This window comes from Prevotella sp. ne3005, assembly GCF_900110085.1.
GTDB lineage: Bacteria > Bacteroidota > Bacteroidia > Bacteroidales > Bacteroidaceae > Prevotella.
Genome location: NZ_FOCK01000012.1, coordinates 23,425 through 48,611 on the forward strand (window position 1 = coordinate 23,425; position 25,187 = coordinate 48,611).

Genomic DNA, 25,187 nt, shown 5'->3' on the forward strand with positions numbered 1-25,187 from the left:
TTTCTGTTTTCTGTATCGTTCTTATTGCTGACTGACTTTCACATCTGAGACAGTAATAGAGCCTCCATAGTTATTGATACTCCAGCAATTCTTCTGAATGCCGTAGATACGCTGGGTATAGGCGCAGACATCGTTGATGTACATGGTCAGAACCGAGTTGTCGGTATAGATGTCGATGTTGTAGACATTGTCTGCAGGACGCGCGAACCAGTAGCCGTCGACACCCTCGACGAATCCTTTTCCTGCTGAGCCTTCCTGCTCGAAGTTTACTTTCCTGTTATCCTCATTTTCAGGATTAACAACCATCGTATAATACCTATCCGAATCTGTGCCACGCACAAACGAGATACCAAACTTATCCCAGTTGTTTGAAGTCTTCACGGTGAAAGAAATATGGTTGGCAGTACCCAGACGGTTGTAAAGCACATAGGCACCATCGCCAGACAAAGTTCCATTACTATAGCCATTCGACTCCATCACCTTTGCATCGACAACTGTGCTATACTTTGCTGCCATGGCAGGTACAGCACCGAGTGTCAGAGTACCATCGGCGTGCTGGATGAGTTTGTGACATACCAATGCACCACTCCAGTTGGGCTCATTGCCGTCGCCTGCACCTACATTGATATTCTTCTCGTGGATATCGGCACCAGAACGGAACGGACACCAACCCCAGATGTATCGATCGGTACCGTCAGAGGCGGTTTTACCAGCATAGAAGGCACGGGTATCGAGTACGCCCTCATGACCATCGGCAGGCCATTTGGGACCATCGTTGAAGCAGCTTTTCAATTCCTCGTAGCTTGAAGCGACCATGTACTTCACCTTACGACTCCAACTGGTACGGAAGCTCTCACTGTAAACCAGATACCAGTAGTTGCCCATCTTAAAGATATCAGGACACTCCAGGAAGCGGTCCCAGATCATACGGATACGGCCAACATGCTCCCAGTTCTTCAGATCGCTGGACTTAAACTCGGCAAAGACGGGGTCACCACCATTGACAGGATAAGTAGAGATAATCATGTGATAAAGGTTATCGTCGGCTACGAATATCTGTGGATCACGGAAGTCATTGCCAGAATAGCCGAAGTCAGGACCCTTCAGCGTCCAAAGCTCGTCCTTTGTCCAAGTCTTGAAGTCTGTTGAAGTGGCACGCATGACAACCTCACGATATTTACAGTTACCATTGTGGCCTGTATAATAGATATAGTACGTACCATCCTTTTCATAGGCACAACCTGTACCAAGGGCAGCATCCTGCTCGAAATCGTTGTTACCGAATGGGAGCATCTCACCCAGCGACTCATAGTTGGCACCATCTTTGGTTGTAACAGCCCAGATGGGGTGGAAACGGAATGTCATATTATTAATGTACTCCTGCAGGTAAAGCACCTTGAAGTCGCCAGACTTCTGATCGTAGAATGGCATGGGGTCGCCAACACGTCCGTCTGCAGGCGTATAATACGTTCCGAACCCCTGAGCGTCTGTTGGAGCGAAGAATGTGGTCGTGCCGTTCCAGTCCTTGGCAGGATCGCCGCTGAACCCGTCGTCGCTGCATGCCGTCAGCGCAGAGGCTGACAGCATGAGTGCGAATACTGAATATATCATTGTCTTCATAATCGTTTTCATTTTCAATTTTTCATTAATTCTTTTTACTTCGTCAAGTAATCAAATGCGTTGAGTATGATGGTGCCCATATTGTCGTGATAGTTCGACTCGTATGGCGTGGGCGAGTTCCAGTCGAAGAGTCCGGAACCAAGGCAGATAATACCACCCTTACCAAACTCACCATTTGCAGCCTTCAGTTCCCATGACGATACGCTGTTGTCGCCACCCAAAGCACGACCGCCAGTCTTAGCCTCTACAGCGTCCTTGCCTCCCTGATAGGTATCCCAGAAGCCATACTGAGACGTGGTGTTACAGATGGTATATCCGTTATCCAGGGTGTATACTGCATTCTCGGCAGCACCAGGATAGGTCTTCAGGTTCTTCCACAACGGATGAGTAATGTCGTAGGCATAGAAATGCCACGGGTCTTCGCCCATCAGGTCGGAGCCTTCGCCACCTCCGCCACCCCAGACATTGTTGGGATAAGCATCCTCAGGCATAGCGCCGAGTGCGATAGCGTAGTTCACTGCTGAGCGTCCCAGCACGAAGCCTACACCATTCTGCCATAGTTCCTTCATCTTTGGCAGAGCTGTCATAGCACCACTCTCAGCCTCAGCAAAACCGTTATAGTTGCCATAAGAAGAGCAATGACGATGGAAGAATATCAACTTACATTTCTCGAGAGAGATGTTTCCGCTGGCCACGTCGTTCCATGATGCATAGGCCGCACTGGCAATATTGCCTGTCAGCCACTTGGCTGCTGCTTTCTCCTCATCGTTCAACAACTCGATGTTCTCAGCATCGCCGACAAACAAAGCTATAGGATCGGCAATCAGCGTTACATATACTGTATATACGTTTGTGGCAGTATTGTCGTTCAGAGTAATCTGGAAGGGCTCTGTGAAGTTACCTTTCGTGCCACTGGCAGGACTACAGGTAGCATCTTCACTGCACACCACCTCGAAAGTAGCGTTGCTCAGGTCGATACCACTGTTAGCCATCACACTCACAGTGACTGTCTTGTCCTGCTGGTTAATGGCGCCTTTCACACCCTCCAGAATAAAGAGCGACATCAGAGCCTCGTCGTTGCGAACGCTTACCTGATAGTCCATCACGAGGTCACCATTGCTGATGTGCAGATTACGGTCGGCATCGAAATTGACATGGTCACCAACCTTCAAATTGGTCTCAGCGCCAGGCGAAACTGTCAGACTCGTAATTTCCATATTACCCTTCTGATCAAAATCAGCAGGCACCTTTACCTTCACCAATCGTTTCTCTGTGCTGATGATGCCTTCATACTGACCATTGAGCACGAACTTCTCTACGAGACATGAACCACTCACGTCCATGCTACCCGTATGATCGTCGCTGCAGGCAGCTAACCCGCATATTACGCATAATGCGCAGATAATGCTATATATCGTTTTCATAACTTTAATTTTTTACATTTTTGCATTTTTACATTTTGCATTACCACTGTCCGCAGTTTTGCGTGTAGTGACCGTTAGAGGCAGCCATCTGCTCCCAAGGAATAGGAAGATACTCGTTCTTGTTGGCAGTAAACTGTGATCCAACCAGGAAGTTCATCTTCTCGCTCTCACTTGCATAGTACTTATTGATGACTGTAGCAGCATCGCCCCAGCGCACGAGGTCGAAGAATCGCTCACTCTCGAGTGCGAGCTCCAGTCGGCGCTCCATCTTGATGATCTTCATGGCAGCATCCTTCGAATAAGAGCCATTGTACTTGCCTACAGCGAAGTGTACGTTATATTTAGTAGGATAGTTCGAAACGACACTATTGGTTGCCATCTTGGCAGCACGGTCGCGAACCTGATTGACGAGTGTGATAGCCTCTGCAGCCTGTCCCAGCTGTGCCAGAGCCTCAGCACGCATCAGCAGCACATCAGCATAGCGGAATACGATGCGATTCATTGAACTTGCCCACTGCGAATCGCACAGGAAGAGATAACTGTCGGAAAGGGCAGGATCCACATTCTGCTTCAGCGATACGAAGTATCCGAAAGTACCACCTGAACGACTCCATGCATTACTCTCGCTAATCATAAAACCGGGATTGAACATATAGGGAGTACCAGGCACTCCTACTGTCACAAACAGGCGAGGATCGACAGTCTGATTTGATCCAACAGTGTAATCGACATCAGCATAATTGTCAAGCAGAGGCAGACCATCACTATTGGTGCGATAAGCATCCACAAGGTTGTGAGAAGGCTTGTAGAAGTCGCAGCCAGAGTCGTGAACTTTAGGAATACATGGCACAATCAGACGATTGGAGAAGTTCAGGTTACCATATACGGTACCATCGTTCTTTGAATACTGGATGGCCCATAAGCTCTCTTTGCCATTCTCATACTGCTCCTCAGGACGGAAGTTATTATGCATGTCGGGCTCCAGACCGTATCCTGCATAGAGAGCAGAGTTGGTGTAATCCACCACTTTCTGCAGGTCAGCCTCGTTCACGGCTGTCACCTGATTTGAGTTGGCATCATCCTGACGATATGCCTTATAGAGATAGACTTTAGCCAAGAAGGCAGCACATGCAGCCTTGGTGGGGCGGCCTTTTTCAGTCTGTGTGGCAGGAAGAACTGCATAAGCATCCTCAAGGTCGTTGATGATCTGCTGCCAACCCTCATCATTGGTGTATTCTGTATTCGAGAGATTGTTGTAGTCCTCTTCGGTCATATTAGGTTTGTTCACGAATGGGATTTTCTTGAACAGACGCTTCAGCTGGAAATGTCCGTAGGCACGCAGGAACTTCATCTCAGCAGTACGCTGTTGAATGGTGGCATTCCCTTGGTCAGCACTAGCCAGAATATCGAGCGAGAGACTGACACGTGAGAGATAATTATAGAAACGAGTCCAGATAGAGCTGAATGGCCAGTCGGTAGTCATCACACCTGAGCTCTTTTCCAGACGGTGGAAAGGCTCACCATCAGAAAAGTCTGAGCCACCTACATAGGCGTCGTCAGAACGGGTATCGTAGTTCCATAGTGAGAATGAGGCGTTCATGTCCTCTATGGTAACCAGACCTGCGTATGCTGAGATCAGCACGTTGTCGATATACTCAGGATTCTTTACCTCATCCTGAGTCAGCGTAGCCTGTGGCACTTGTTCCTCAAGGAAATCCGAGCAGGCAGTAAGACCGCAGATAACGCAGATTGTGCAGATAATATTATATATCGTTTTCATAATCGTTGCTATATTTTAGAATGAAACATTGAGTCCGAAAGTAAGATTGAGTGGGATAGGATAGTTGAATCCTGGGTTCTCAGGATCGGCACCTGTAAACTTGCTGCTCTTGATGGTCACCAGGTTCTGAGCCGAAGCATAGAAGCGAATACGATCCAAGTGCAACTTATCGGTCACCTGTTTCGGCATATTGTATCCTAACTGGATAGTACGCAATTTAGCGTATGAACCATTTTCAATATAATATGAAGATACGCGACCCTCATTGTTTGTATCCGATGTGGTGAGTGCAGGGATATCGCTTCCAGGATTGGAAGGACTCCAAGCGTCGAGCAAACGCACGCCTTTATTCAGATAAGGCACGTTGATGGCTGAGTTTGCCCAGAAATCGGTCTGCGACTTATAGCCACGACAGTCAACGTCAACACCCTGCACACCCTGCCAGAACATGGTCAGATCCCAGTTCTTATACTGCAGATAGATGTTCAGGCCCCACGTGAAGGCTGGTGTAGGATCATAGATCCAATCCTGATCCTCCTCAGTGATGCGGCCATCGCCATTCAAATCCTTATAGCGGATACGGCCAAGTCCGGCGCCTTCCTGTATAGCATGATTGTCGATCTCTTCCTGACTCTTGAAGATACCATCGTAGATGTAACCTACCTGTGAGAACATCGCATGACCCACAACGCTCTTTACACCGTTGCCACCATACTTACCGTTGGCGGCTACTGTCTCTGGCAGCTTGGTAATCTCGTTGACGTATTTGCTGATGTTTCCACTGATATCCCATGAGAAATCGTTAGACAGACTATGACGATAGCCTACTGTGAGTTCCCAACCATTGTTCTTTACCTCACCGGCGTTGATCCACTGGCCAGAGCCTTCTCCCATGGCAGCAATACCTTCCATTAAGAGCAGAATGTCGGTGGTCTTCTTGCTATACCAGTCGAAACTACCATAGATCTCATTTCGCAAGATACCGAAGTCAAGACCGATGTTATTCTGTGTCGTAGTCTCCCACTTGATGTCATCATTGCCACGCTGGTTGCGCACATATCCGTTAGGAAGGTCGTAACCGCCATTGGTACCAGCGATATCATAAGAGGAGCCAGCCTGACCACTTCCCCAAAGGCCTGTAGACACAACCGACTTATAGAGAGTATAGCGAGCTGTGTTCGAGATTTCCTGGTTACCGGTCTGTCCCCAAGAGTAACGCAGTTTCAGGTTGTCGAGCCAACCTCTTGTACCCTCCATAAATTTCTCCTGGGAGATGCGCCAACCTGCACTGACAGAGGGGAAAGTACCATATTGGTTGTTGGTACCGAATCGGCTCGAACCGTCACGACGAATCGTGACTGAAGCCAGATACTTATCATCATAAGTATAGTTCACCTTTCCGAAGAATGACAAGAGGGAGAAACCCTCACCAAAGCCTTCGGCCAGCTGACGGCCAGCTCCTGCCGACGGCCACATATAGTCGGTATTCAGAATAGCCAGTTCGTAGCGTTTGGCACTGCTCATCTTGTAGTCCATACGGTTCAACTCAGTACCGATCATGGCATCTCCACGATGTTTACCGATTTCCAGATTATAAGTAGCAATGGCATTCCACATCCATCGCATGGTGTGTTCCTGCTTGTCCTCTACGGCACTGTCGGTACGCATCACCTTACCATTGGCAATAGGATAGGTGAAGAAACGTTGCTCTTTCTGTGTGTAGTCCATACCTAGAGTGGTGCGAACCATAAAGTTCTTAAATGGAGTAATGCTCAGATGCACATCACCAAACATACGCCACTGGGTATACTCATTGTCCTTTGCATTGGAAATCATGCTCAATGGATTCTCGCGCTCAGAGTAGGCACCAAGAGCCTGAGCATACTTGCCGTTTTCTGCATAGATGGGGAAGTTGGGGTTAAACTCCAGAGCGTGCTCCAACACACCACCAGGAGCATCAACACCCTTCGTACGGTTGATGGTGAAGTTCTCACCAATGGTTACCAGATCGTCAATCAGTTTATAGTCTGCATTGGCACGGCCAGAAAGACGGTTGAACCAGGAGTCCTTAATGGTACCTTTATTATCATAGTAACCTATAGAGAAGAAAGAATTACCCTTCTCAGAGCCATTGCTTACTGACACATTATACTGCTGAATGACACCCGTGCGCGTAATCTCCTTAAACCAATCGGTATCACCAGCACGTACAGTGGCGTTCTCATCGAGGAACATGTTCATCGTCATATTGTTAAGTACAGGATTACCCTTGGCATCATAACTCCAATCATAATTATATCCAAGGTTGTTATTGCCAGGGTTCACGCCGTCATTTACTGAGGCTTGCCAATAGGCACGTCCCCATTGGCTGGCATTCATCGTCTCAATCTTATTGGTATAGAAAGATGCTGCAATACTTCCATCGAAATTCACCTTTACCTTACCTTCCTTACCCTTCTTGGTGGTAATGATAATCACACCGTTTGCAGCTCGTGAACCATAGATACTTGCCGAAGCAGCGTCCTTCAGCACCTGAATGCTCTCGATATCGTTACCGTTCAGTTCGTGCATACCAGCCTTTGTGGGTACACCGTCGATGATATAAAGCGGGTCGTTGTCGTTTAGGGTTCCCACACCACGGATACGTACTGTTGCTGCACCAGAGGGATTACCATCAGCCGTGATATTCATGCCTGGCACACGTCCCTGGAGGGCTTTCATCGGGTTGTTCTCGTTTTGCTTGGCCATTTCATCGACACTTACTGTCGAGATGGCTCCCGTCAGGTCGGCCTTGCGCTGAGTGGTATAACCTGTCACCACCACTTCCTGTAGCACTTCGGCATCATCCTTGAGTGTCACCTTCATACCCTGATGGGCAGCGACTTCCTGTGTCTGATAGCCAATGTAAGAGATTACGAGGATAGTCCCCTCGTTTACTTTAATTGTGAAGTTACCATCGAAATCGGTGATCGTACCGTTCGACGTACCCTTCTCCATCACCGTGGCTCCAATGACCGTTTCGCCTGTAGCGTCGACCACCGTACCACTGATCCCACTCTGCGCGTACATTACAGTACACGTCAGGAAAGCAAACAAACTCAGAAAAAGTTTCTTTAGTTGTTCCATTGTTGATCGTTTAAAATTGTTAGTACTTTTGTGAATTAAAATCTGCCGCAAAAGTACAATAATAATACGTGCGGATATAGCAAATATCGTTCAGAGGCTAGCAAAATTGTTTCATGTAACAATCGTTGACTATTATGTCAAAAACGTCAACTACCCTTTATATAAAGGAAAAGAGCGGATGTTACTCCGCTCTCAGTTCTGTTGGATACTTACCAAACTGCTTCTTAAAGCAAGTTGAGAAATAACCTGGGGTGCCAAAGCCCACCTCGTATGCAATCTCACCTACCGTCTTCGTGGTTGATGCCAATAATGCGTAAGCCTGTTGCAATCTCATCTGCCGTAACAGTTCCACTGGCGTCTGACCTGTTATGGCCTTCACTTTCCTGTAGAGCTGCACTCGACTCAGTCCCATCTCCTCACCAAGATCATCCATCTTCAGATTGGGATTTGACATATTCTTTAGGATTGCCTCATTCAACTGTTCTGCGAATAGCATATCCTGGCTCTTAGGGGCTGGCATATCTTCTGCAGGCGTTACGAATATCTCATGCAGCCGTCGATTGCTGGCATCGGTATAGAACAGCGTCTGCTCCACATTCATGCTCTGACGTTTACGTATATTCTTCTTCGTCAGCCACAATGCAAACAATATCATGATAATAGCCAAGACCAGAACTGCGATCGTCACAAAACTGCCCACAAGTACCTTATGCTGTGTGTTGTAAAGCACCATTGAGTTCTCCAGTTTGTCATGAATGGTCACCAAATCATCATTCTGCTCCATCAGTTCTGCAGCCTCTGTCATAACCAGATCTACATTGTCGGGCGTGACGACAAAACCCAGTAACGGGTTTTCGCGTTCATAAGGTCTACCTGTCAAAATATCAAGTGCAAGCCTGATAATCTTTTCACCATGAGTAGGATAATAATAGGTGCCTATCTGATGCCCCAGTTTTACATACTCCAGTCCCTCGCCTGGCATACCGTCAATACCCAGGATCTTAATACGACCCTCAACATTTTGTTCTACCACAGCTTTATACACCCCCGTTGCCATACCGTCGTTGTGACAGAACACATAGGTGTTGTCCAACTGGCTAGCGTCAGACCGTCGGAGCGAATCAATCAATTGCGTAACAATATTGCAGGATGCGTCACTCGACCAATCGCTTTTCCGACAAACATACTCCACCTCTGGTAGAGCTTTCATGGCTGATTCAAAACCACGATGACGCTCAAGGGCTGGTGTGCTACTCAGCAATCCTGTAATCTCGACCACCAAAGGTTTCCTGCCCTTCGGCTGGTTCTGGCCTCTGACTATCGAAGCAATATATTGCCCCACTATATAACCAGCCTCGACATTATTGCCCCCAATAAAAGCCGTATAGTCTGCACTGGTCTTGCGATCAAAGCTGACTACAGGGATACCAGCCTTAAGAACCCGGGCAATGGCATCATTGATAATCTGTATATCCTCATAGGGAGCAACCACCATCAGGTCAATGTCTGTCTGAGCCAGACTATCTATCAGACGAGCCTGTAATTCAGGGTCATCGACGGAATTAGCGATGCTAACCTTGACATCGTGCTCGTATAAATGCTGGGCAGCCAACATCTCTTGGTTCACTTTCTCGCGCCAAGGTCCTTTTGAGCACTGTGCCACCCCGATCTTATATACCTTCTCTTCAGTACATGAAGCCAACAACGTTACACCTATTATATATAATAAGGTACGCAAGAATATCTTATGCATAATGCCTAGTTATTTATATCGGCTGCAAAAATAAATAAAAAACGGGAAAACTCCAAATGATATCAAGTTTTTCAGTACATATTCATTACGTTAAATCAACACCTGATCTTCTTACGGAACACAGGCACTTCTTCTACAGGCTGGGCAGCCAGGCATTCCTCGATGCTTCTGCCACCAAGCGGATCGATGCCCTGTTCAATTTGCCTGCACAGTTCCATACGGATCTGGGCTGTCATACATTCGTCACCCTGTATCTCTCTGAGCGCGAAAGTGCCGTCGGCATGCTTTTCCAATGCCTCTCCAGCATAACAGGGCACACAGCAATACCGACAATAGTCGTGCTGGCCACAGACGGGGAACGCCTGTTTCTGATCGGCCTGGAGCATCTGCTGGCGCTGTGGGCTCATGATGGCATCCCTAAGCGATGCATGATGCACATCGCCAAAGGTGATGGGGATATTGCTGCACGCACTGACCACCCCACTGGGGGAAACGATAATAATATTATTGGCAGAACATGGGAACCCATGCTTGCTGCCAAGCTCATAGCCGTCGGCTTTCCCGTCAGCAGACACATGAGTCTTCGCAAGCGGGTCCATCAAGATGATACGCAGGGCTTCCGGACGCGTCTGCAGATGTTCGATCAAGGATATGTCGCCGTCGGCACCAGGTGACAGCACACACGACACCTCATTCTCTGCACCCAGCTGGTGGGCTATCTCGCGCACCCCATAATAGGTTCGGGTGTTAAGACGGAACACGGGGGTCTTGAGGTTCAGGGGCACAGGCCATTCAGCCATCTCCCTCAGCACCTTCATCGACTGTTCCCACGAGCCGCGACGGCGTGTTATCTGATCGTGCACCTCAGCATCGGTGCTGTAGATGGAGACACTCAACTGTCGGAGCCCCATGCGGGCCAAACGGCGTATCTTCTCGCTGCTGTTGAGCGCCAGGGCGTTGGTGAACAGGTTCACAGCCAGATTGCGCTCGTGCATATACTCAAGGATATCCCAGCAGTGGGGATAGCTGAACGGGTCACCGCCAGTGACGGTCACCTCAGGTATTCCTAATTCTACGGCTTCATCGATGATACGCTTGTAATCATCCAGCGTCAGCATGTCAGGGCGCAGGCGGTGCTCTTCGTGCAGGTCGCTACGGGCAGCGCCTTCGTTAAAACAGTGCAGACAACGCTCGCTGCAGGCATAGGTGAGTTCAAAAGTCAGTGAGACATGAAGTTCCTCAGGTAAGGAATCCCTATAATCGCCCGCAGGTTCATAGCCCATTGCACCCATGCAGGGTGGATTGTCCTTTCGATACAGCTTCCACTCTTCGTCACTGAACACATGGTCGTGAACGAGTCCTACAGGCATCAAAGTATCACGGCAGAACGCGACGACCTGTTCTTCAGTGGCACCTGTCACATCAGCGATATGCATCGTGTTAATAGGACATTCCCTCTTACCTGCCAGTACCTCATTGACCAGCAGAGCCGATACGCCCTCAAATGTGTAGCATGTGCCGCGGGCCGTATTGTACATGACGGCTCTCTGCACCTTGCGGTTGAAAGCACCAAAAGTAAACATAGGGCGAAAATAGGTTTTCAAACTTTTCATAAGAATTAAATAGTAGCAATAAGGGTTTCAATAAGTCGTGGTTTGGCGTAATCGTCGAGTTCCGACTCTTTTATCCACATATAGTCATCTGGGAGCACTGGACGCTCATCGACTACCCAAAGGTAGAAGTCCGCATAGAGAATGCGATGGGTGAGCACGTGCTTCACGCCTTTGGCGATTAATTGAAGATTGAAGATTGAAGATTGAAAGTTGGGGAGGACAGATTGCGGATTCAAATTTTCAATATTCAATTTTCCATTTTCAATTAAATAAGGTTCCCAGAGACCTTGCCAGATATCCCCTGGGCCACGACGATGGATGGCCACATAGCCCTTACAGCGCACATATATATAAATAAGGTGGCGCTCACGCACCTTCAGAGTCTTCTGTTTGACAGGCAACTCTGCCACCCTACCCGCATGCAAGGCCTCACAACTCTCTGCCAACGGACAGAGCAGGCAACGGGGCGATTGTGGCGTACACTGAATGGCCCCAAAGTCCATAATGGCTTGGTTGTAGTCTGAAGCTTTGCCAATAGGCAACAGCTCTTGCGCCATCGCCGCAAAGACTTTCTTGCCCTCGGTGGTATTGATGGGGGTGTCGATGCCAAAGTAACGGGCGAGAACACGATAGACATTGCCATCGACCACGGCAGCAGGCAAGTCGAAGGCGCTGCTGCCAATGGCAGCAGCGGTATAATCGCCAACGCCCTTAAGCTGTTTAATCTCGTCTAATGTATTAGGGAAATGGCCGAGAGCCACAATCTGCTTTGCTGCATAATGGAGGTTACGGGCACGACTGTAATAGCCCAAGCCCTGCCACTCGCGCAACACCTCATCCTCGGTGGCTGCTGCCAAAGCCTCAACAGTGGGCCATCGGTGCATGAAACGCTCCCAGTAGTCCCAGCCCTGCTTGACCTGCGTCTGCTGAAGGATAATCTCCGAGAGCCAGATGGCATAGGGATCCTTCGTCTGTCGCCAGGGCAGGTCGCGACCGTTCTCACGAAACCACTCTAAAAGACTTTGGGCGAAACTCACTGTTCTGGGAATTGCTGATAGATACAAAGGCCATAGCTGGAAGCCTTGGCGAAAATATACTCCATGATGTCACTGGTGTCGTGCTCGAAATCAAGGGCGTTCTGAGCCTTCAGCCAGAACATGAACTCCACGCAGCAGCCTGCCTGGGTGGCCTCAGCCTGACGCACTAGGACAGGTTTTTCAGCTACCACCTTCGGGTGCTGTTTCAGCCACTGTTCAATATGCTGGCGATATTTCGTGATGTTAGCCACATCATCGTCATCAACCTTCAGCGAGCGGAAGTCGAAGTACACCTTCCTCACCTGCCTACGACCTTCATTTGCCATCATCCCCTGCCAGTTCTGGAACGAGCCATCGACGAGGGCCTGGGGCGACACGGTGATGATGGTGTTGTCGAAGTTGCGCACCTTAACAGTGGTGAGCGTGATCTCCTCCACCTTACCGTTGGCCCCTGCAGAGGGAACAGTAATCCAATCACCCACATGCAGCATTTCATTCGATGTCAGACGGATGCCTGCCACCAATCCTTTGATGGTGTCCTGAAAGGCGAGCATCAGGATGGCAGAGGCAGCACCCAGCCCTGCAAAGAGCGTCGACGGGTCTTTGTCGACCACGATGGCTATCACCACGATGACTGCAACGAAGATCATTAGGATCTTCAATACTCCACAGACGCTATAAAGATACTGTCTGCGCGTGGAACGAGTCCCGTTGTCGAGTTCCTTGAACGAGTCGATGAACACGATAGTGGTTCTCACGGTCATGACAACGAAATAGATGGCCGTGAGACGTCCGACTAGCTCAGCCACCTTCGGATATTCGAAGAACACGAGGGGCAGGAGTCCCCAGATGACGATGGCAGGCAGAATACGGGAAGCGGAGTCAAGTACTTTCCGACTGAAGATGACATCATCCCATGTGGCATCGGTCTTACCCGTAATCTTTTGCACCACAGGCACCACGAATTTCCGACATAGCCACCCAGTGAGCCATGCTAACAGGAAGGCCGCTATCACCAGAATAGCATAACGCACCATCGGAATATAATCACTACTCAGGCCCGTCAAACCAATCACACGCTCCAAAAAAAACTTAATCTGCTCCATCATCTCTCAACTATTTACACAGTGCTCCACATACCAGATCCTGAAAGCCACGACCATCGCTATTCTTCATCACACCCTGGTTGATGATACAGAAAGCCAGCATGTGGAAATTAGGCGTCATCGCATAACCTGCCAGCGACGAGATGCCTGACAGCGTACCCGTCTTGGCCCTTACCTTACCATTGACAAACGGCTCCTTCATACGTTTCTTCAACGTTCCATCCTGACCTGCGATGGGCAGGGCCGTATAGAGGTCCATGAAGATTCTCTGATTACGATAGGCATAGATGAGCAACTTTGTCATCAGCTCAGGTGTCACATAATTATACAAAGAGAGGCCACTACCATCGGCAATCCGATACTGGATGTCGCTGATGCCTGCCTTGCCTAATGTTTTCTTAATCAGCTGACGAGCATGGGCTGCTGTAGCAGGACGCTTACCCATTGAGGCGGCTATCTGGAAGAACAACGATTCTGCATAGAGGTTGTCGCTCTCTTTGAGCATAGGCTCCAGAATCTCTTTCAGGCTATGACTACAAGAGCTGAGCATCAGAGCATCCTTGGGTGTAGAGCCCGTCATACAGGCACCATCCACCGCAATACCTTCGTCACGCAGGCCCTGCATGAAGCGACTCATAAACTCATCCTTACGATCGACGAGCAGGGGTGCCAGCTGGGGATTGTCGTCGTCCCAGCACCAGCCCTCACCCAGGAGGTTCTCTTCCTTGAAGTTAGTCACTGCCACGAGATTGCCATGAATAGAGTCGATGCCCAGGGCCTTTACACTCTGCACGAAGGCTTTCAAATCCTTGGTTTCAAACATCGGGTCGAGGCCACCCACACAGTAGAGGTCGCCCATGAGCACACTGTCCTTGACCTCACCCGTATAGCGCAACGAGGTATTATAACGATATCGGGCTCCGAGCTGATCGAGGGCCGTTACAGCCGTCAGCAGTTTCATGGTTGAGGCAGGGCGCAGGGTCTGCTTTGCCCCGTAGCTGTAGAGCATGGAGTCGGCCGTAAGGTCATAGACCATCAATCCCAACTGTGTCCGTTCGAGCAAAGGGTCCTGCATCAGCGTGTCGAGCCGTGCCTGTACGTTCTGCGGCCATGGCAATACCACAGCCGCTGTATCTATTGTTGTTGTATCCGCAGCCGTCCGATCCGTCTGCGCCTGCAGACTGATAAAAGAGGTTGCCACAAAGAGAGTTGCAATATATCTGAATTTCACTTTTTGTTTTTACCTTTCTACTATTTTTACCTTCCTCAGTTTCTCCGATATGTGGACACCAATTTCTTGATGGCCTTGTCTAACGATTCTGAGGGTTCTATAATGTTATACTGGCTCCAGTATTCCGGATCCATAAAGTATTCCACCTTGTCATAATATGCATCGCGCGAATCGAACGAGTTACGGCTGGCGATGGGCTGCACGTCCTTCGACTGACTGTCGGTGACCACCATCTCACACGTTGCCGTGAACGAGGTACTGAAGAGACGTTTCTTCCAATCGCAATTGAAACGGAAGATATTCTTCAGATAACTGATACGCGTCACACCGTCTTCGTAACGGTAATCAACCACACACGACAGTTCACGGGGCTTGAACCTCACACCAAAGGGTTTCTTGACGAGCATTGTCCTTGTGGCCTTATCTTTGTCACTCATATCGAGTTCGAGTTCAATACGTGTAAAAGCCAGCCGTTCGCTGTCGATATAGAGCGTTCCATTATACAGTGCATACTCCTTCGACATGCGTGGTGTGATCTTGACCACATACTGCATACGGTCGTTGATATACTCGGGAATACCCATCGTGAATTCGTAGGCATCGAGGTCTTCTGGATTCAGCAGCATCTCCTGGTTTTTCACCACATCGAGCTGTACGGGCAGCACAGGACCACCCAAGACCTTAACACCCAACGTGTCGCCCTGTTTCTGACTCAGCAGTCTGCGACCCTTGACAATCGACACACGGTCTCTGTTAATGCTGCGGTTGTAGGGTGTCTTGTACATATCTTCCACGCCCTCGGCCACATAGATATAGTGTCTGCGCTTCATGGCCGTCTCGCGATAGAAGGTCTGCAGCAGTTCAGGCACACGGCTGTAGTTGTCGGGAATCTTCTTGATGGCAATGTCCACCAGTTCTCTGGGGTTGTTGGTCCTTACCACAATTTCGCGCAACTGGATGGTTGTGGGTACCAAACGAATCTTCAGGTTCTCTGTCTTCCCCTCTTCCAGCACCACCTTACGCGATTTATAACCAATATGCGACACAGTAATAGCCCCAGGCTTCTGGTCGAGTTTCAGCACGAAGACACCGTCCTCATTTGTCACCACCGACACACGGCCGGCAGAAACACTCACTTGCTTCAGAATATCGCCCGTCTTGTCATCCTTCACAATGCCGCTCACCACCACCTGTTGGGCGGAGACAGCCAGCGGAGCCAGCATCAGAATGATTAGCCAAAGTCTCTTCATCATTGTCATTGTGTCTTGGTTTTGGTGCAAAGATACAAAAAAAATCCTCTTGATGCAAATATTATCGAAAATTTAACTACCTTTGCACCAAATAATAAAAACAAATCAGAATATGGTGTACAAATACGACTTTCTCGTGATTGGTGCCGGCGTAGCCGGCATGAGCTATGCCTTGAAGGTGGCACGCGCCAATAAAGGTAGTGTATGTATGATCTGCAAGACCTCGCTTGACGAGGCGAACACCTCGTTTGCACAGGGGGGCGTGGCCTCTGTCACCAACCTCGAGCTTGACAATTTTGACAAGCACATCGAGGACACGATGATTGCAGGGGACTTTATCTCCGACCGTGCTGCAGTGGAGCAGGTGGTGCGTCAGGCACCTGAACAAATCCGGGAACTCGTAAACTGGGGCGTGAATTTCGACCGTAAGGCTGATGGCAGCTTTGACCTCCATCGCGAAGGCGGGCACTCTGAGTTCCGTATCCTCCACCATGCCGACGATACAGGTGCAGAGATCCAGCGCGGACTGATGGAGGCTGTGAGGAGCAATCCGAATATTACCATCAAGGAAAACCATTTTGCGGTTGAGATCATCACCCAGCACCACCTTGGTGCAAAGGTGACCCGGCGTTCACCATATATCAACTGCTATGGTGCCTATGTACTCAATCCAGACACACAGAAAGTTGATACCTATCTGTCGAAGGTTACCGTGATGTGTACTGGTGGTTGCGGAGCCGTCTATCTGACCACCTCCAACCCCGTCATCGCCACCGGCGACGGCATTGCCATGGTCTACCGCGCCAAGGGAACAGTGGCCGACATGGAGTTTGTACAGTTCCACCCCACGGTGCTCCATAATCCCAAGGAGACCCACCCAGCCTACCTTATCACTGAGGCCATGCGAGGTTATGGCGGCATCCTCAAGCTGCCCAATGGTGAGGAGTTTATGCAGAAATATGACGAACGTCTCTCCCTGGCACCACGTGACATCGTGGCCCGCGCCATCGATAAGGAGATGAAGATCCACGGTCTCGACCACGTCTGTCTCGACGTCACCCATAAGGATCCTAACGAGACGAAGAAACACTTCCCCAACATCTATCAGAAGTGTCTCTCCATCGGCATCGACATCACCACCGACTATATCCCCGTACGCCCTGCAGCCCACTATATGTGTGGTGGTATCAAGGTCGACCTCAACGGTCAGACCTCCATCGAGCGCCTCTATGCCTTGGGCGAGTGCTCTTGCACAGGTTTGCATGGCGGCAACCGTCTGGCTTCCAACTCACTTATAGAGGCTGTAGTCTATGCCGATACGGCAGCGAAAAGCTCGCTGGAGCATATCGACTACTACGACTTCAACGAGAAGGTACCCGAATGGAACGATGAGGGCACGATGACCAACGAGGAGAAAGTGCTCATTACACAAAGCGTGAAGGAGGTCAACCAGATTATGGCCAACTACGTGGGCATCGTCCGGTCTGACCTCCGTCTGCATCGTGCCTGGGACCGTCTTGATATGCTCTACGAAGAAACCGAGCGTCTCTTCAAGCGCGTCAAAGCGTCAAAGGATATCTGTGAACTGCGTAACATGATCAATGTGGGCTACCTCATCACCCGATGGGCCCTCGAGCGCAAGGAGTGCCGAGGTCTGCACTTCACAACCGATTATCCAGTCCACGCCTACGATAAATAATCTTCTTACCGTTCTGGATATAAATCCCTCTGGGCATCAGCGAGCAATGATCCATCACGCGCCCGTTCAGAGAGTAGATGGTGTCGTTAGGAAAATGGCTATCCAGTACACGACTGATATTTGATGACTGCTCTGACGAGCTTTCTTCAGAGAAAGTGCCTTTAACGTACACCTGATAGCCTTTGGCCTCGAGTTCGAAGTTGTTTGTTTCGTTCAGTCTGACTTGTTTTCGACTGACACCCTCGCTGATGGTCTGACTGTCGAGCCATAGGCTCCAGTCCCCTGCAGCAATACCACTGACTGTTGCATTGACTGCCGTTGTACCAAAATTCAACACCACTAATGCCTCACTATCGCCATACTGGCAGGTATAGGCCAGCACATTCTGACTGTCAGAGAGAAGCCAGGTCAGCGTATGATGGGTGTCAAGGGTTGGTCCGTCCTGGAAGGCGGGCACGGCATGTTTAAGGGCAGACAATGTACGCAGTGTATGGTACATCTTTGCATCGGGGAAGGTCCAATCGATTTTCGTATCATGGAAATAGTCCAAAGCCTGATTGCCACCAACCTCCTGACCATTATAGACCAAAGGCATACCCCACGCCGTTCCTACCAGTACGGTCAGAGGATAACGGTTTTCACCATATTTCTCTGTCAGTGTTTTTTCTTTTTCATTAAAGTTCTGGTCGTGGTTGGTCAGATAGACCATACGACCAAAACTAATGTCGCTTTGGGCAGTAATCAGTTTGTCGACATTGGTTTTCAGGGAGGCAGTATAAACACCGCTACCACCAAATCTCACCAATGAAGTCTGGAAACTCCAGGCATAGTCATAGTCGAAACCTACCGTTTTCAGACGGGTTGCATCGCCTACGATGTTAGCCTCGCCAAGGAAAGTGATCGTCTTACCACGCTTATAGTTCTTAATCTCCGGGATGGTTGTCTGCCAATAAGAGGCAGGGATATAACTGCTACTGATATAGTCGCAACGATAGCCATCGATATCAGTCTGGTCGATCCAGAATTTCAGACAGTCGGTCATCGCCTTACACAAGTCGGCATTGCTATAATCCAACTGATAGACATCTCCATAGTTATTAGGGTGCATAAAGTCTGACCCATTCTTCACGTAATACTCCGGATGAGTTGTTACCCAAGTAGCATCGGTAGCGGTATGGTTGGGAACCCAGTCGAGCCATACCTCCATATTCAGGTTATGAACTTGACTGACGAAGTTCTTCAAGTCGCTAATAGTACCATAGGCAGCGTTTGTTTGCCGGAAATCGATAGCGGCATACGGACTGTTGATACCACCGCCACGGGGATAGATAGGCATGAGCCAGACAATGTCGATACCCAGCTTCTTCAGTTCGCCGAGTTGACGGCCTGCAGCAGAGAAGGTACCTTCGGATGTGAACGATCCGACATTCATTTCGTAGATGACGCGTCGACCTGCCTCATGCTTCACCGAGGCTGTGTTGATGACCTCTACGTAGTCTGCAGCCAAAAGGTGAATAGGCAGAAGAGCCAAAAGATAAAGAAAAATCCTTTTCATATACATATATTATCATTTGTAAAGGGCAGGCCGCTCTTCACAGAGCAGCCAACCCACGATTCAATAATTAACTCTAATTAAGGTTGTATTTCCTCTACACCCGATGTAGTGATATGCAGATACACATCATGGTCGATTGTATAGTTGAAATCACTTAACTGACTGGAACCGTTATTGCTAAAGATCAGGTTCTCGTTCAGACCTGTGTTGGCTTCGCCCATATCAAAGTATTTATAGGTCTGGCCATTGATGGTCTGCTCTCCCGTTACCTGCATACCTGGCCAGTCGCCATTCAGGTTATTCGCGTCGCCCCACATGTAGAGGGTCAGCACATCCCAGTCTGTATCATCAAGAACGAACACGGCAAAACCGTCATGTTTTACTTTGGGTTCAGCACCAATCTCCTCCACTCCATCGGCAGTGATACGCAAATAGATGTTACGGTCGATGGTGAAGTTGAAGTCGGGTAGTTGCACACCATTGCCACCATTGTTGAAAATGAGGTTTTCATTCAGGCCGCTATTGGCGGCACCCATGTCGAAGTATTTCCAACTGACGCCATCGTGATTCCAGGTTCCTGTAACCGACATGCCAGGCCAGCCTCCATTCAGGTTGTTGACGTCGCCCCACATATAGAGGGTCAGTGCATTCCATCCGGTCTGGTCGTCTACATAGACGCAGAATCCGTCGTGAGCGGGCTCCGGTGCCTCACCGCCCTGCCAGTAGTAACTCTCCCAGCGCTGTCCCCAAACGTTGGTGAAAGTGCCAACACTGGGATTGTCGTTATGTATAGCCTTCTCACCCTTGACGGTCTGCTCCATACCCTGTGTTGCAGAGTAGAAACGGAATCCGTCGGCCAGGCTCTTTCCTCCCACAAAGCTGTTTGGATCCAGATAGACGCCCCACTTGACATCACTGTTGGGAGCCTTCGTCAGCAGATAGGATTGCTGTCCAATAGCGGTACTGTCGCCATTGAAAGCGCCAATGATGTAGATTTCCTCATCGGCAGTCGTGCCGAAGGGGGCAATAAACTCCAACAGTATACGGTCTGCCCGTGTTTCAAACTGTTGACGCTCATGATCGAATACGATGTCATCTTGCTTAGAACAGCTGCTCATCAGTCCTGACAGCGCGAGCAGTGTAAGCATCAGACTATATAATTTCTTGGTCATAATATTCTGAATTTATTGAATTGGTTTGTTTAATAGTTGGGATTCTGAACGAGTCCGGGATTTACAGAAAGTGCCGACTGTGGCAACGGATACCACTCGTATTTACGATCGCGTGTGGCAGGCAGGTTGACGCCATCCTCTGTAGCACGTCCCCAGAACCACCAGGTACCCTGGGTAAATTTGTCGAATCGGCGCAGGTCGGTACGACGGCGGTTGCCCTCGCCCAGGTATTCCTTGCCCCACTCAGAGAGCATCCAGTCCATGTCGAAGTTGGTGAAGCCAGGTCCGGGTACACTCAGGGCAGCCGCCCGGTTGCTGCTGGTAAAGTAGCGCTGACGTACCTGATCTACATAGTTCTTGGCCTCACTGCTGTTACCCTTGCGCATCTCACATTCTGCTATGTTATAATAAGCCTCGGCCAGTCGGAACTGTACATCGTCGATGCTCTTGAAGCCTCCCTGATCGTCGTTGGGATAGAGCGGATATTTCACAAGTCGGACACCAGAGTTGGTCTCGCCCCAACGGGGATTCATCACCGTCTCGAGGTTACGGCCCTGATTAAGGAAGGTACCCAACTGATCCACGTACACCAGAGCCTGACCATCGCGGTCGGCATCGGCCAACAGGACATCACCCTTACCAAAGTTTGCACGGACCTCTCCCTTCAGGAACATACCCGGTCCGTGGGTCTTCGATGCAGCATCGTACACGTAGTTCTGCTTACGGATATCACGGTTGTCGAAACGCTCATAGGGCGCACCGAGCTTATCACCGTAAGGGGCATCAAGGAAGCAGACAGGATGGTCGGTACCACCTGTGGGCAGCACATTACCCGAATTGTCGAATGAAGGCACGAGGCAGACACAGTTCCAAGCACCGATACCATCGTATGACTGTCCGAAGTAGTCGGCATAACCATACCACATGCCCACCATCGTACGGACATTGGAGATGGCATTGGCAGCACCCTGTCCGTCTTCAGCAGCTAATGCAAAGATCACCTCTGGGCTCTTCACGTTGTCGATACTGTAGAGGTTACGGTAGTTGCTGTCCAGACCATACGAACCGTAAGTACCATTGATAATCTCCTTCGACAGTGCCTCACACTCATCATAGTGATTCTCCCCGATAAACACCTCTGCATTCAGCAACAAACGGGCTTTCAGCATACGGTTCATACCCTGGTTAGCACGATTCACGGTAGCATGACTGCCGTCTTCCTTGGCCAACGCCTTCACTGTTTCGTCGAGCTCAGTAGCGATGAAGTCATAGATAATCTTACAAGAGGTATTCCAGTCGGCATCAGCTGTTCCTGGCACCTCACTGCTGGCCGAAGTATTCAGCGGCAGTGCTCCACCCCAGAGTTCGAAGATACAGTAGTAATTCCAGGCGCGCAGCGTACGAACCTCTGCCACATACTGTTCGAGCCTTTCCTGAGAGATGCCCAGACTGGCGGCATCGAGGCCTTCGAGGTCGTTGAGCAGCAGGTTGGCCAGTCCTACGGCCGTCCACGCTCCTTTCCATGCGTTGTTGATAATGGTAGATTCCGACGTCCAGTTGTGCCACGAGAGTACGGTCTTCATGGCCTCGTCCCATCCCCACTGTCCACCGTTCCATACGCGCCAGGTAATCTGGTCGGCAGGATATTCTGAGAGGTGAAAGAAGTTCTCACCAGCCAGGGTTGAAGATGTCTGATTGTAGATGGCAGCCACGGCACCCTTTACGCTGGCCTCATTCTGATAGTACACACTGGCATCGATACGGTCGTACACCTTCTCGTCGAGGTCAGTACAAGCGGTGAGTCCTGCCATCAGACAGACAACACCGAATATTTTGCATTTAATGGTCATCATATTATTCATTTTTCAATTATCAGTTTTCAATTAGTGAAAGCGCAGCGTCACGCCCAAGCTAAGCTGAGTGGCCTGCGGATAGGCACTATTGGTGTCGATACCCGGGGTAATACCTGTAGAGGTGACAATTGAGGGATCGTTGCCTTCGTAGCCTGTGAGTGTAAACAGGTTCTTAGCTGTGAGGTAGACACGCAGACTCTCTATGAGCTCACGCTTCTTTGGTGTGAAGTTATAGCCCAAGGTCACATTGTCGAGCTTCACATAGTCACCGTTTTCCAGGAAATAGCTGGAGATAATACCACCACTCGACATTACATTGCCGTATTTCGTATAGGCCGTACGCAGCACATTGTCGGTACCTGCACCCTGCAGACCCATGCCGTACTTACGCATGTTGAAGATCTGATAACCTAAGGCACTGCGGAACAGCATACTCAGATCCCAATTCTTATACCTAAACGAGTTGTTCCATGAAAGGAAATGCTTGGGGGCACCATTGTCGATGTTACGTTTGTACGAGGGATCAGCTTGTGAGGCATTGACTTTATTGCCTTCGTTGTCATAAATCAGCAGTAGTCCATTCTCGTCGATACCAGCATGCTCATAACCATAGAACTGACCAATCTTGCCACCCTCTTCCACACGGAAGAAGTACTCGCTACTACCAGGTCCTGGTTTCTGATACAGGTCAAGGTAGGCCATCTGGTAGACATCGCTCGACAGTTTTGTGAGTTTCGTCTCACCCATACTCCAGTTGATGCCAGTAGTCCACTTCAGGTCCTTTTTAGCCAGCACGTCGTAGTCGAGAGACACCTCAATACCCGTATTCTTGGTCGTTCCCACGTTCACAAGGATGGTGCTGTAGATAAACGGCGGCTGAGGAGCTGTATAATTGTAGAGCAGATCCTGCGAACGACGATCGAAGTACTCCACGCTACCACGCAGACGACTATTGGCTGCCACGAAGTCAAGACCCACATTGAAGGCTGTCGACTTCTCCCATGCCAAGTCGGGATTGGCGTTCAGTGAAGGGGCATAGCCATTGATCCACTCACCATCTATCAAATAGGCGCCATAGCTGCTATAGGTTGACAAGGAACGGTAGGCATCGAAGTCCGAACGACCCGTCACGCCATACGAGACACGGGGTTTCAGACTCTGGAAGATAGTCTTCACGCCCTCGGCAAAAGGTGTCTGGGTGATTTCCCATGCGAGAGAGGCAGAGGGGAAGCTACCCCACTTGGTGTTGGCCCCGAACTTGGTACTACCCTCACGACGCAAAGAGGCCGATGCAAACAGCATGTCATTGTAATTGTAGTTCAATCGGCCAAAGAAGCCTATAAGTGTCGATTCTGAAGAACCACCCCAGAGATTAGCTTTGCCTTCCTGTAGGGCCGTGCCATTACCGATACCATACCAGCCCATCGAATCATACACAAAGTCTTTGTTCTCGTTGCCGCTCTGCTCCCACTTGGAACGCTCCCACGAATAGCCTAGTACAGCCTTCAGCTGATGCTGGTTCAGGGTCAGGGTGTAGTTCACGAGCCATTCCAGACGGTTGGTCCACCATTTCTGATAATTCACGTTGGCACGGCCTGCATAACCGTTCCAGAACGATTCGCTTGATGTAGAGGGGGTATAGAAATTAGACTTCTGGTCGTTGTACTGCAAGGCATAGCTCAACGAGGTGTTCAGGTTGTGCTGCTCTGTCTGCAGGATATTCAACTTCACGTCGGCATTGCCCAACAGGTAGATACGATCGCCCTGTGAGATATTTTCCTTCAGGTCATTCACCGGATTATGGATATCTGTCGGAGAGTTGGGCTGATAATAAGAGCCGTCGGGATTCTTCACGGGGATAGTGGGATTCATGGTCAGAGCCGTGTCGAACAGGCCGTTGTTACCCCAGTCCTCATGTACCTTACGGCCAGAGAGCGAGGCATTAAACTGCAGACGATTATTCAGCACACGCTGCTCGCCCACAAAACGGGCACCATACTCCTCGCGGCCACTCACGATGTCGAGACCATTACCTTTCTTATAATTGGCCGACAGACCAAAGTAGCCGTTCTTGGTAGAGCTGTCGATAGATATATACTGGTTTAGGCTATAGCTCACAGGACGTGTAATCTCATCCCACCAGTCGGTGTCGGCACCATAATCCTGGCCGCGACGCGAACGACGGAACTCATCGGTCGACAGAATCTCAGGGTGAGGTTTGGCCACGTTTAGAGCAATGTAGCTGTCATAGGTCACATTAGTGACACCAGCAGTGCCCGAACCTTTCTTTGTCGTAACCAAAATGACACCGTTGGCACCGCGCGTACCGTAGATAGCAGCCGAACCGGCATCCTTCAAAACGGTAATCGACTCTACATCTTGGGTAGCAATGTTACGCAGGTCACCACCGGCAATACCATCGATTACAATCAGCGGGCCGTTGGAGGCTGTCAGCGAACCAGCACCACGTACCTGAATATCGGTCATGGCATTGGGGTTTGCCTCGGCAGTTGCCGACACGTTCAAGCCTGTCACCTTACCGGCAATCAGGGCCATGGCATCGCTGGCAGCGCCTTGGTTGAACTGGTCTTTGTTCACCTGCACGACAGAGCTTGAGATCTCTTTCTTCGCCAGTGAACCATAGCCCACCACAACGACCTCATTCAGTTGGGCTACATCTTCTTTCAGAGTAATCTCCATGTTATGGGCAGCTTTCACTTCCTGCGGGGTGAAGCCAATGTAGGAGATGACAAGTGTGACACCTGATTCACACTTCAGTTGGAATCGACCGTCGAAATCGGTCACAGTACCATTTTGTGTTCCCTTGACCACGACACTGGCACCGATAACATCTTCACCGGTATCGTCCTTCACATGACCACTGATGGTGGTCTGTGCAGAGACATCCAAGGCAAACAGCATGATCGTCAAAACCATGACGACACTCTTCATTAATCTTTTCATTTTA

Annotated in this window: 15 protein-coding genes; 1 reads left to right on the plus strand and 14 read right to left on the minus strand. The window is 49.7% G+C overall.

The window, feature by feature from the left end:
• Positions 1-21: 21 nt before the first annotated feature.
• From BMY16_RS14295 to BMY16_RS14340, 10 genes are all read right to left on the minus strand, one after another.
• A complete protein-coding gene (locus BMY16_RS14295; protein WP_091843917.1) occupies positions 22-1,620 on the minus strand; it encodes a glycoside hydrolase family 32 protein in 1,599 nt (532 codons plus the stop codon).
• 35 nt (positions 1,621-1,655) lie between these two features.
• Positions 1,656-3,044 (minus strand): DUF4960 domain-containing protein, encoded by a 1,389-nt coding sequence (locus tag BMY16_RS14300; RefSeq protein ID WP_091843859.1) that lies wholly within the window; start codon positions 3,042-3,044, stop codon positions 1,656-1,658.
• Positions 3,045-3,084: 40 nt separating this feature from the next.
• Positions 3,085-4,824 carry a RagB/SusD family nutrient uptake outer membrane protein gene (locus tag BMY16_RS14305; protein WP_091843862.1) on the minus strand — a complete coding sequence of 580 codons (1,740 nt, stop codon included), beginning with the start codon at positions 4,822-4,824 and terminating at the stop codon, positions 3,085-3,087.
• A gap of 15 nt (positions 4,825-4,839) precedes the next feature.
• Entirely contained in the window at positions 4,840-7,950 is a 3,111-nt protein-coding gene (locus tag BMY16_RS14310; RefSeq protein ID WP_091843865.1) for a SusC/RagA family TonB-linked outer membrane protein, read from the minus strand.
• 181 nt (positions 7,951-8,131) lie between these two features.
• The gene (locus tag BMY16_RS14315; protein ID WP_091843868.1) at positions 8,132-9,703 is read right to left on the minus strand and encodes an AraC family transcriptional regulator; all 1,572 of its coding nucleotides are present in this window, start codon (positions 9,701-9,703) and stop codon (positions 8,132-8,134) included.
• A 95-nt stretch (positions 9,704-9,798) separates the two neighbouring features.
• The gene (locus BMY16_RS14320; RefSeq protein ID WP_170836128.1) at positions 9,799-11,307 is read right to left on the minus strand and encodes a radical SAM protein; all 1,509 of its coding nucleotides are present in this window, start codon (positions 11,305-11,307) and stop codon (positions 9,799-9,801) included.
• A 14-nt stretch (positions 11,308-11,321) separates the two neighbouring features.
• Positions 11,322-12,353 (minus strand): A/G-specific adenine glycosylase, encoded by a 1,032-nt coding sequence (gene mutY, locus BMY16_RS14325; RefSeq protein ID WP_091843873.1) that lies wholly within the window; start codon positions 12,351-12,353, stop codon positions 11,322-11,324.
• Positions 12,350-13,462: a mechanosensitive ion channel family protein gene (locus BMY16_RS14330; protein WP_317614788.1), complete on the minus strand. Its 1,113-nt coding sequence runs from the start codon at positions 13,460-13,462 to the stop codon at positions 12,350-12,352. The genes mutY and BMY16_RS14330 overlap by 4 nt, the downstream gene beginning before the upstream one ends.
• Before the next feature lie 7 nt (positions 13,463-13,469).
• Complete coding sequence (gene dacB / locus BMY16_RS14335) at positions 13,470-14,690, minus strand: D-alanyl-D-alanine carboxypeptidase/D-alanyl-D-alanine endopeptidase (RefSeq protein WP_091843875.1); 1,221 nt, start codon at positions 14,688-14,690, stop codon at positions 13,470-13,472.
• A 35-nt stretch (positions 14,691-14,725) separates the two neighbouring features.
• Positions 14,726-15,943: a carboxypeptidase-like regulatory domain-containing protein gene (locus BMY16_RS14340; protein WP_170836129.1), complete on the minus strand. Its 1,218-nt coding sequence runs from the start codon at positions 15,941-15,943 to the stop codon at positions 14,726-14,728.
• A gap of 109 nt (positions 15,944-16,052) precedes the next feature.
• Here BMY16_RS14340 and nadB point away from each other — a divergent pair, with 109 nt between their 5' ends.
• Positions 16,053-17,639 (plus strand): L-aspartate oxidase, encoded by a 1,587-nt coding sequence (gene nadB / locus BMY16_RS14345; protein WP_091843878.1) that lies wholly within the window; start codon positions 16,053-16,055, stop codon positions 17,637-17,639.
• Here the strand turns inward: nadB and BMY16_RS14350 are convergent.
• From BMY16_RS14350 to BMY16_RS14365, 4 genes are all read right to left on the minus strand, one after another.
• Positions 17,602-19,194: an alpha-amylase family glycosyl hydrolase gene (locus tag BMY16_RS14350; protein ID WP_170836130.1), complete on the minus strand. Its 1,593-nt coding sequence runs from the start codon at positions 19,192-19,194 to the stop codon at positions 17,602-17,604. The genes nadB and BMY16_RS14350 overlap by 38 nt on opposite strands.
• A gap of 77 nt (positions 19,195-19,271) precedes the next feature.
• Positions 19,272-20,366, minus strand: coding sequence for a starch-binding protein (locus BMY16_RS14355; RefSeq protein WP_091843882.1), 1,095 nt, complete (start codon positions 20,364-20,366; stop codon positions 19,272-19,274).
• Between the two features lie 29 nt (positions 20,367-20,395).
• Positions 20,396-22,219, minus strand: coding sequence for a RagB/SusD family nutrient uptake outer membrane protein (locus BMY16_RS14360; protein WP_091843921.1), 1,824 nt, complete (start codon positions 22,217-22,219; stop codon positions 20,396-20,398).
• A gap of 30 nt (positions 22,220-22,249) precedes the next feature.
• Positions 22,250-25,183 carry a SusC/RagA family TonB-linked outer membrane protein gene (locus BMY16_RS14365; protein ID WP_091843884.1) on the minus strand — a complete coding sequence of 978 codons (2,934 nt, stop codon included), beginning with the start codon at positions 25,181-25,183 and terminating at the stop codon, positions 22,250-22,252.
• Positions 25,184-25,187 lie beyond the last annotated feature (4 nt).

What these genes read in the sequence shown, in the direction of transcription:
- BMY16_RS14295 (WP_091843917.1), bottom strand. Translation starts at nt 1,620, where the DNA reads ATGAAGACAATGATATATTCAGTATTCGCACTCATGCTGTCAGCCTCT.
- BMY16_RS14300 (WP_091843859.1), bottom strand. Translation starts at nt 3,044, where the DNA reads ATGAAAACGATATATAGCATTATCTGCGCATTATGCGTAATATGCGGG.
- BMY16_RS14305 (WP_091843862.1), bottom strand. Translation starts at nt 4,824, where the DNA reads ATGAAAACGATATATAATATTATCTGCACAATCTGCGTTATCTGCGGT.
- BMY16_RS14310 (WP_091843865.1), bottom strand. Translation starts at nt 7,950, where the DNA reads ATGGAACAACTAAAGAAACTTTTTCTGAGTTTGTTTGCTTTCCTGACG.
- BMY16_RS14315 (WP_091843868.1), bottom strand. Translation starts at nt 9,703, where the DNA reads ATGCATAAGATATTCTTGCGTACCTTATTATATATAATAGGTGTAACG.
- BMY16_RS14330 (WP_317614788.1), bottom strand. Translation starts at nt 13,462, where the DNA reads ATGATGGAGCAGATTAAGTTTTTTTTGGAGCGTGTGATTGGTTTGACG.
- BMY16_RS14340 (WP_170836129.1), bottom strand. Translation starts at nt 15,943, where the DNA reads ATGATGAAGAGACTTTGGCTAATCATTCTGATGCTGGCTCCGCTGGCT.
- nadB (WP_091843878.1), top strand. Translation starts at nt 16,053, where the DNA reads ATGGTGTACAAATACGACTTTCTCGTGATTGGTGCCGGCGTAGCCGGC.
- BMY16_RS14350 (WP_170836130.1), bottom strand. Translation starts at nt 19,194, where the DNA reads ATGAAAAGGATTTTTCTTTATCTTTTGGCTCTTCTGCCTATTCACCTT.
- BMY16_RS14355 (WP_091843882.1), bottom strand. Translation starts at nt 20,366, where the DNA reads ATGACCAAGAAATTATATAGTCTGATGCTTACACTGCTCGCGCTGTCA.
- BMY16_RS14360 (WP_091843921.1), bottom strand. Translation starts at nt 22,219, where the DNA reads ATGATGACCATTAAATGCAAAATATTCGGTGTTGTCTGTCTGATGGCA.
- BMY16_RS14365 (WP_091843884.1), bottom strand. Translation starts at nt 25,183, where the DNA reads ATGAAAAGATTAATGAAGAGTGTCGTCATGGTTTTGACGATCATGCTG.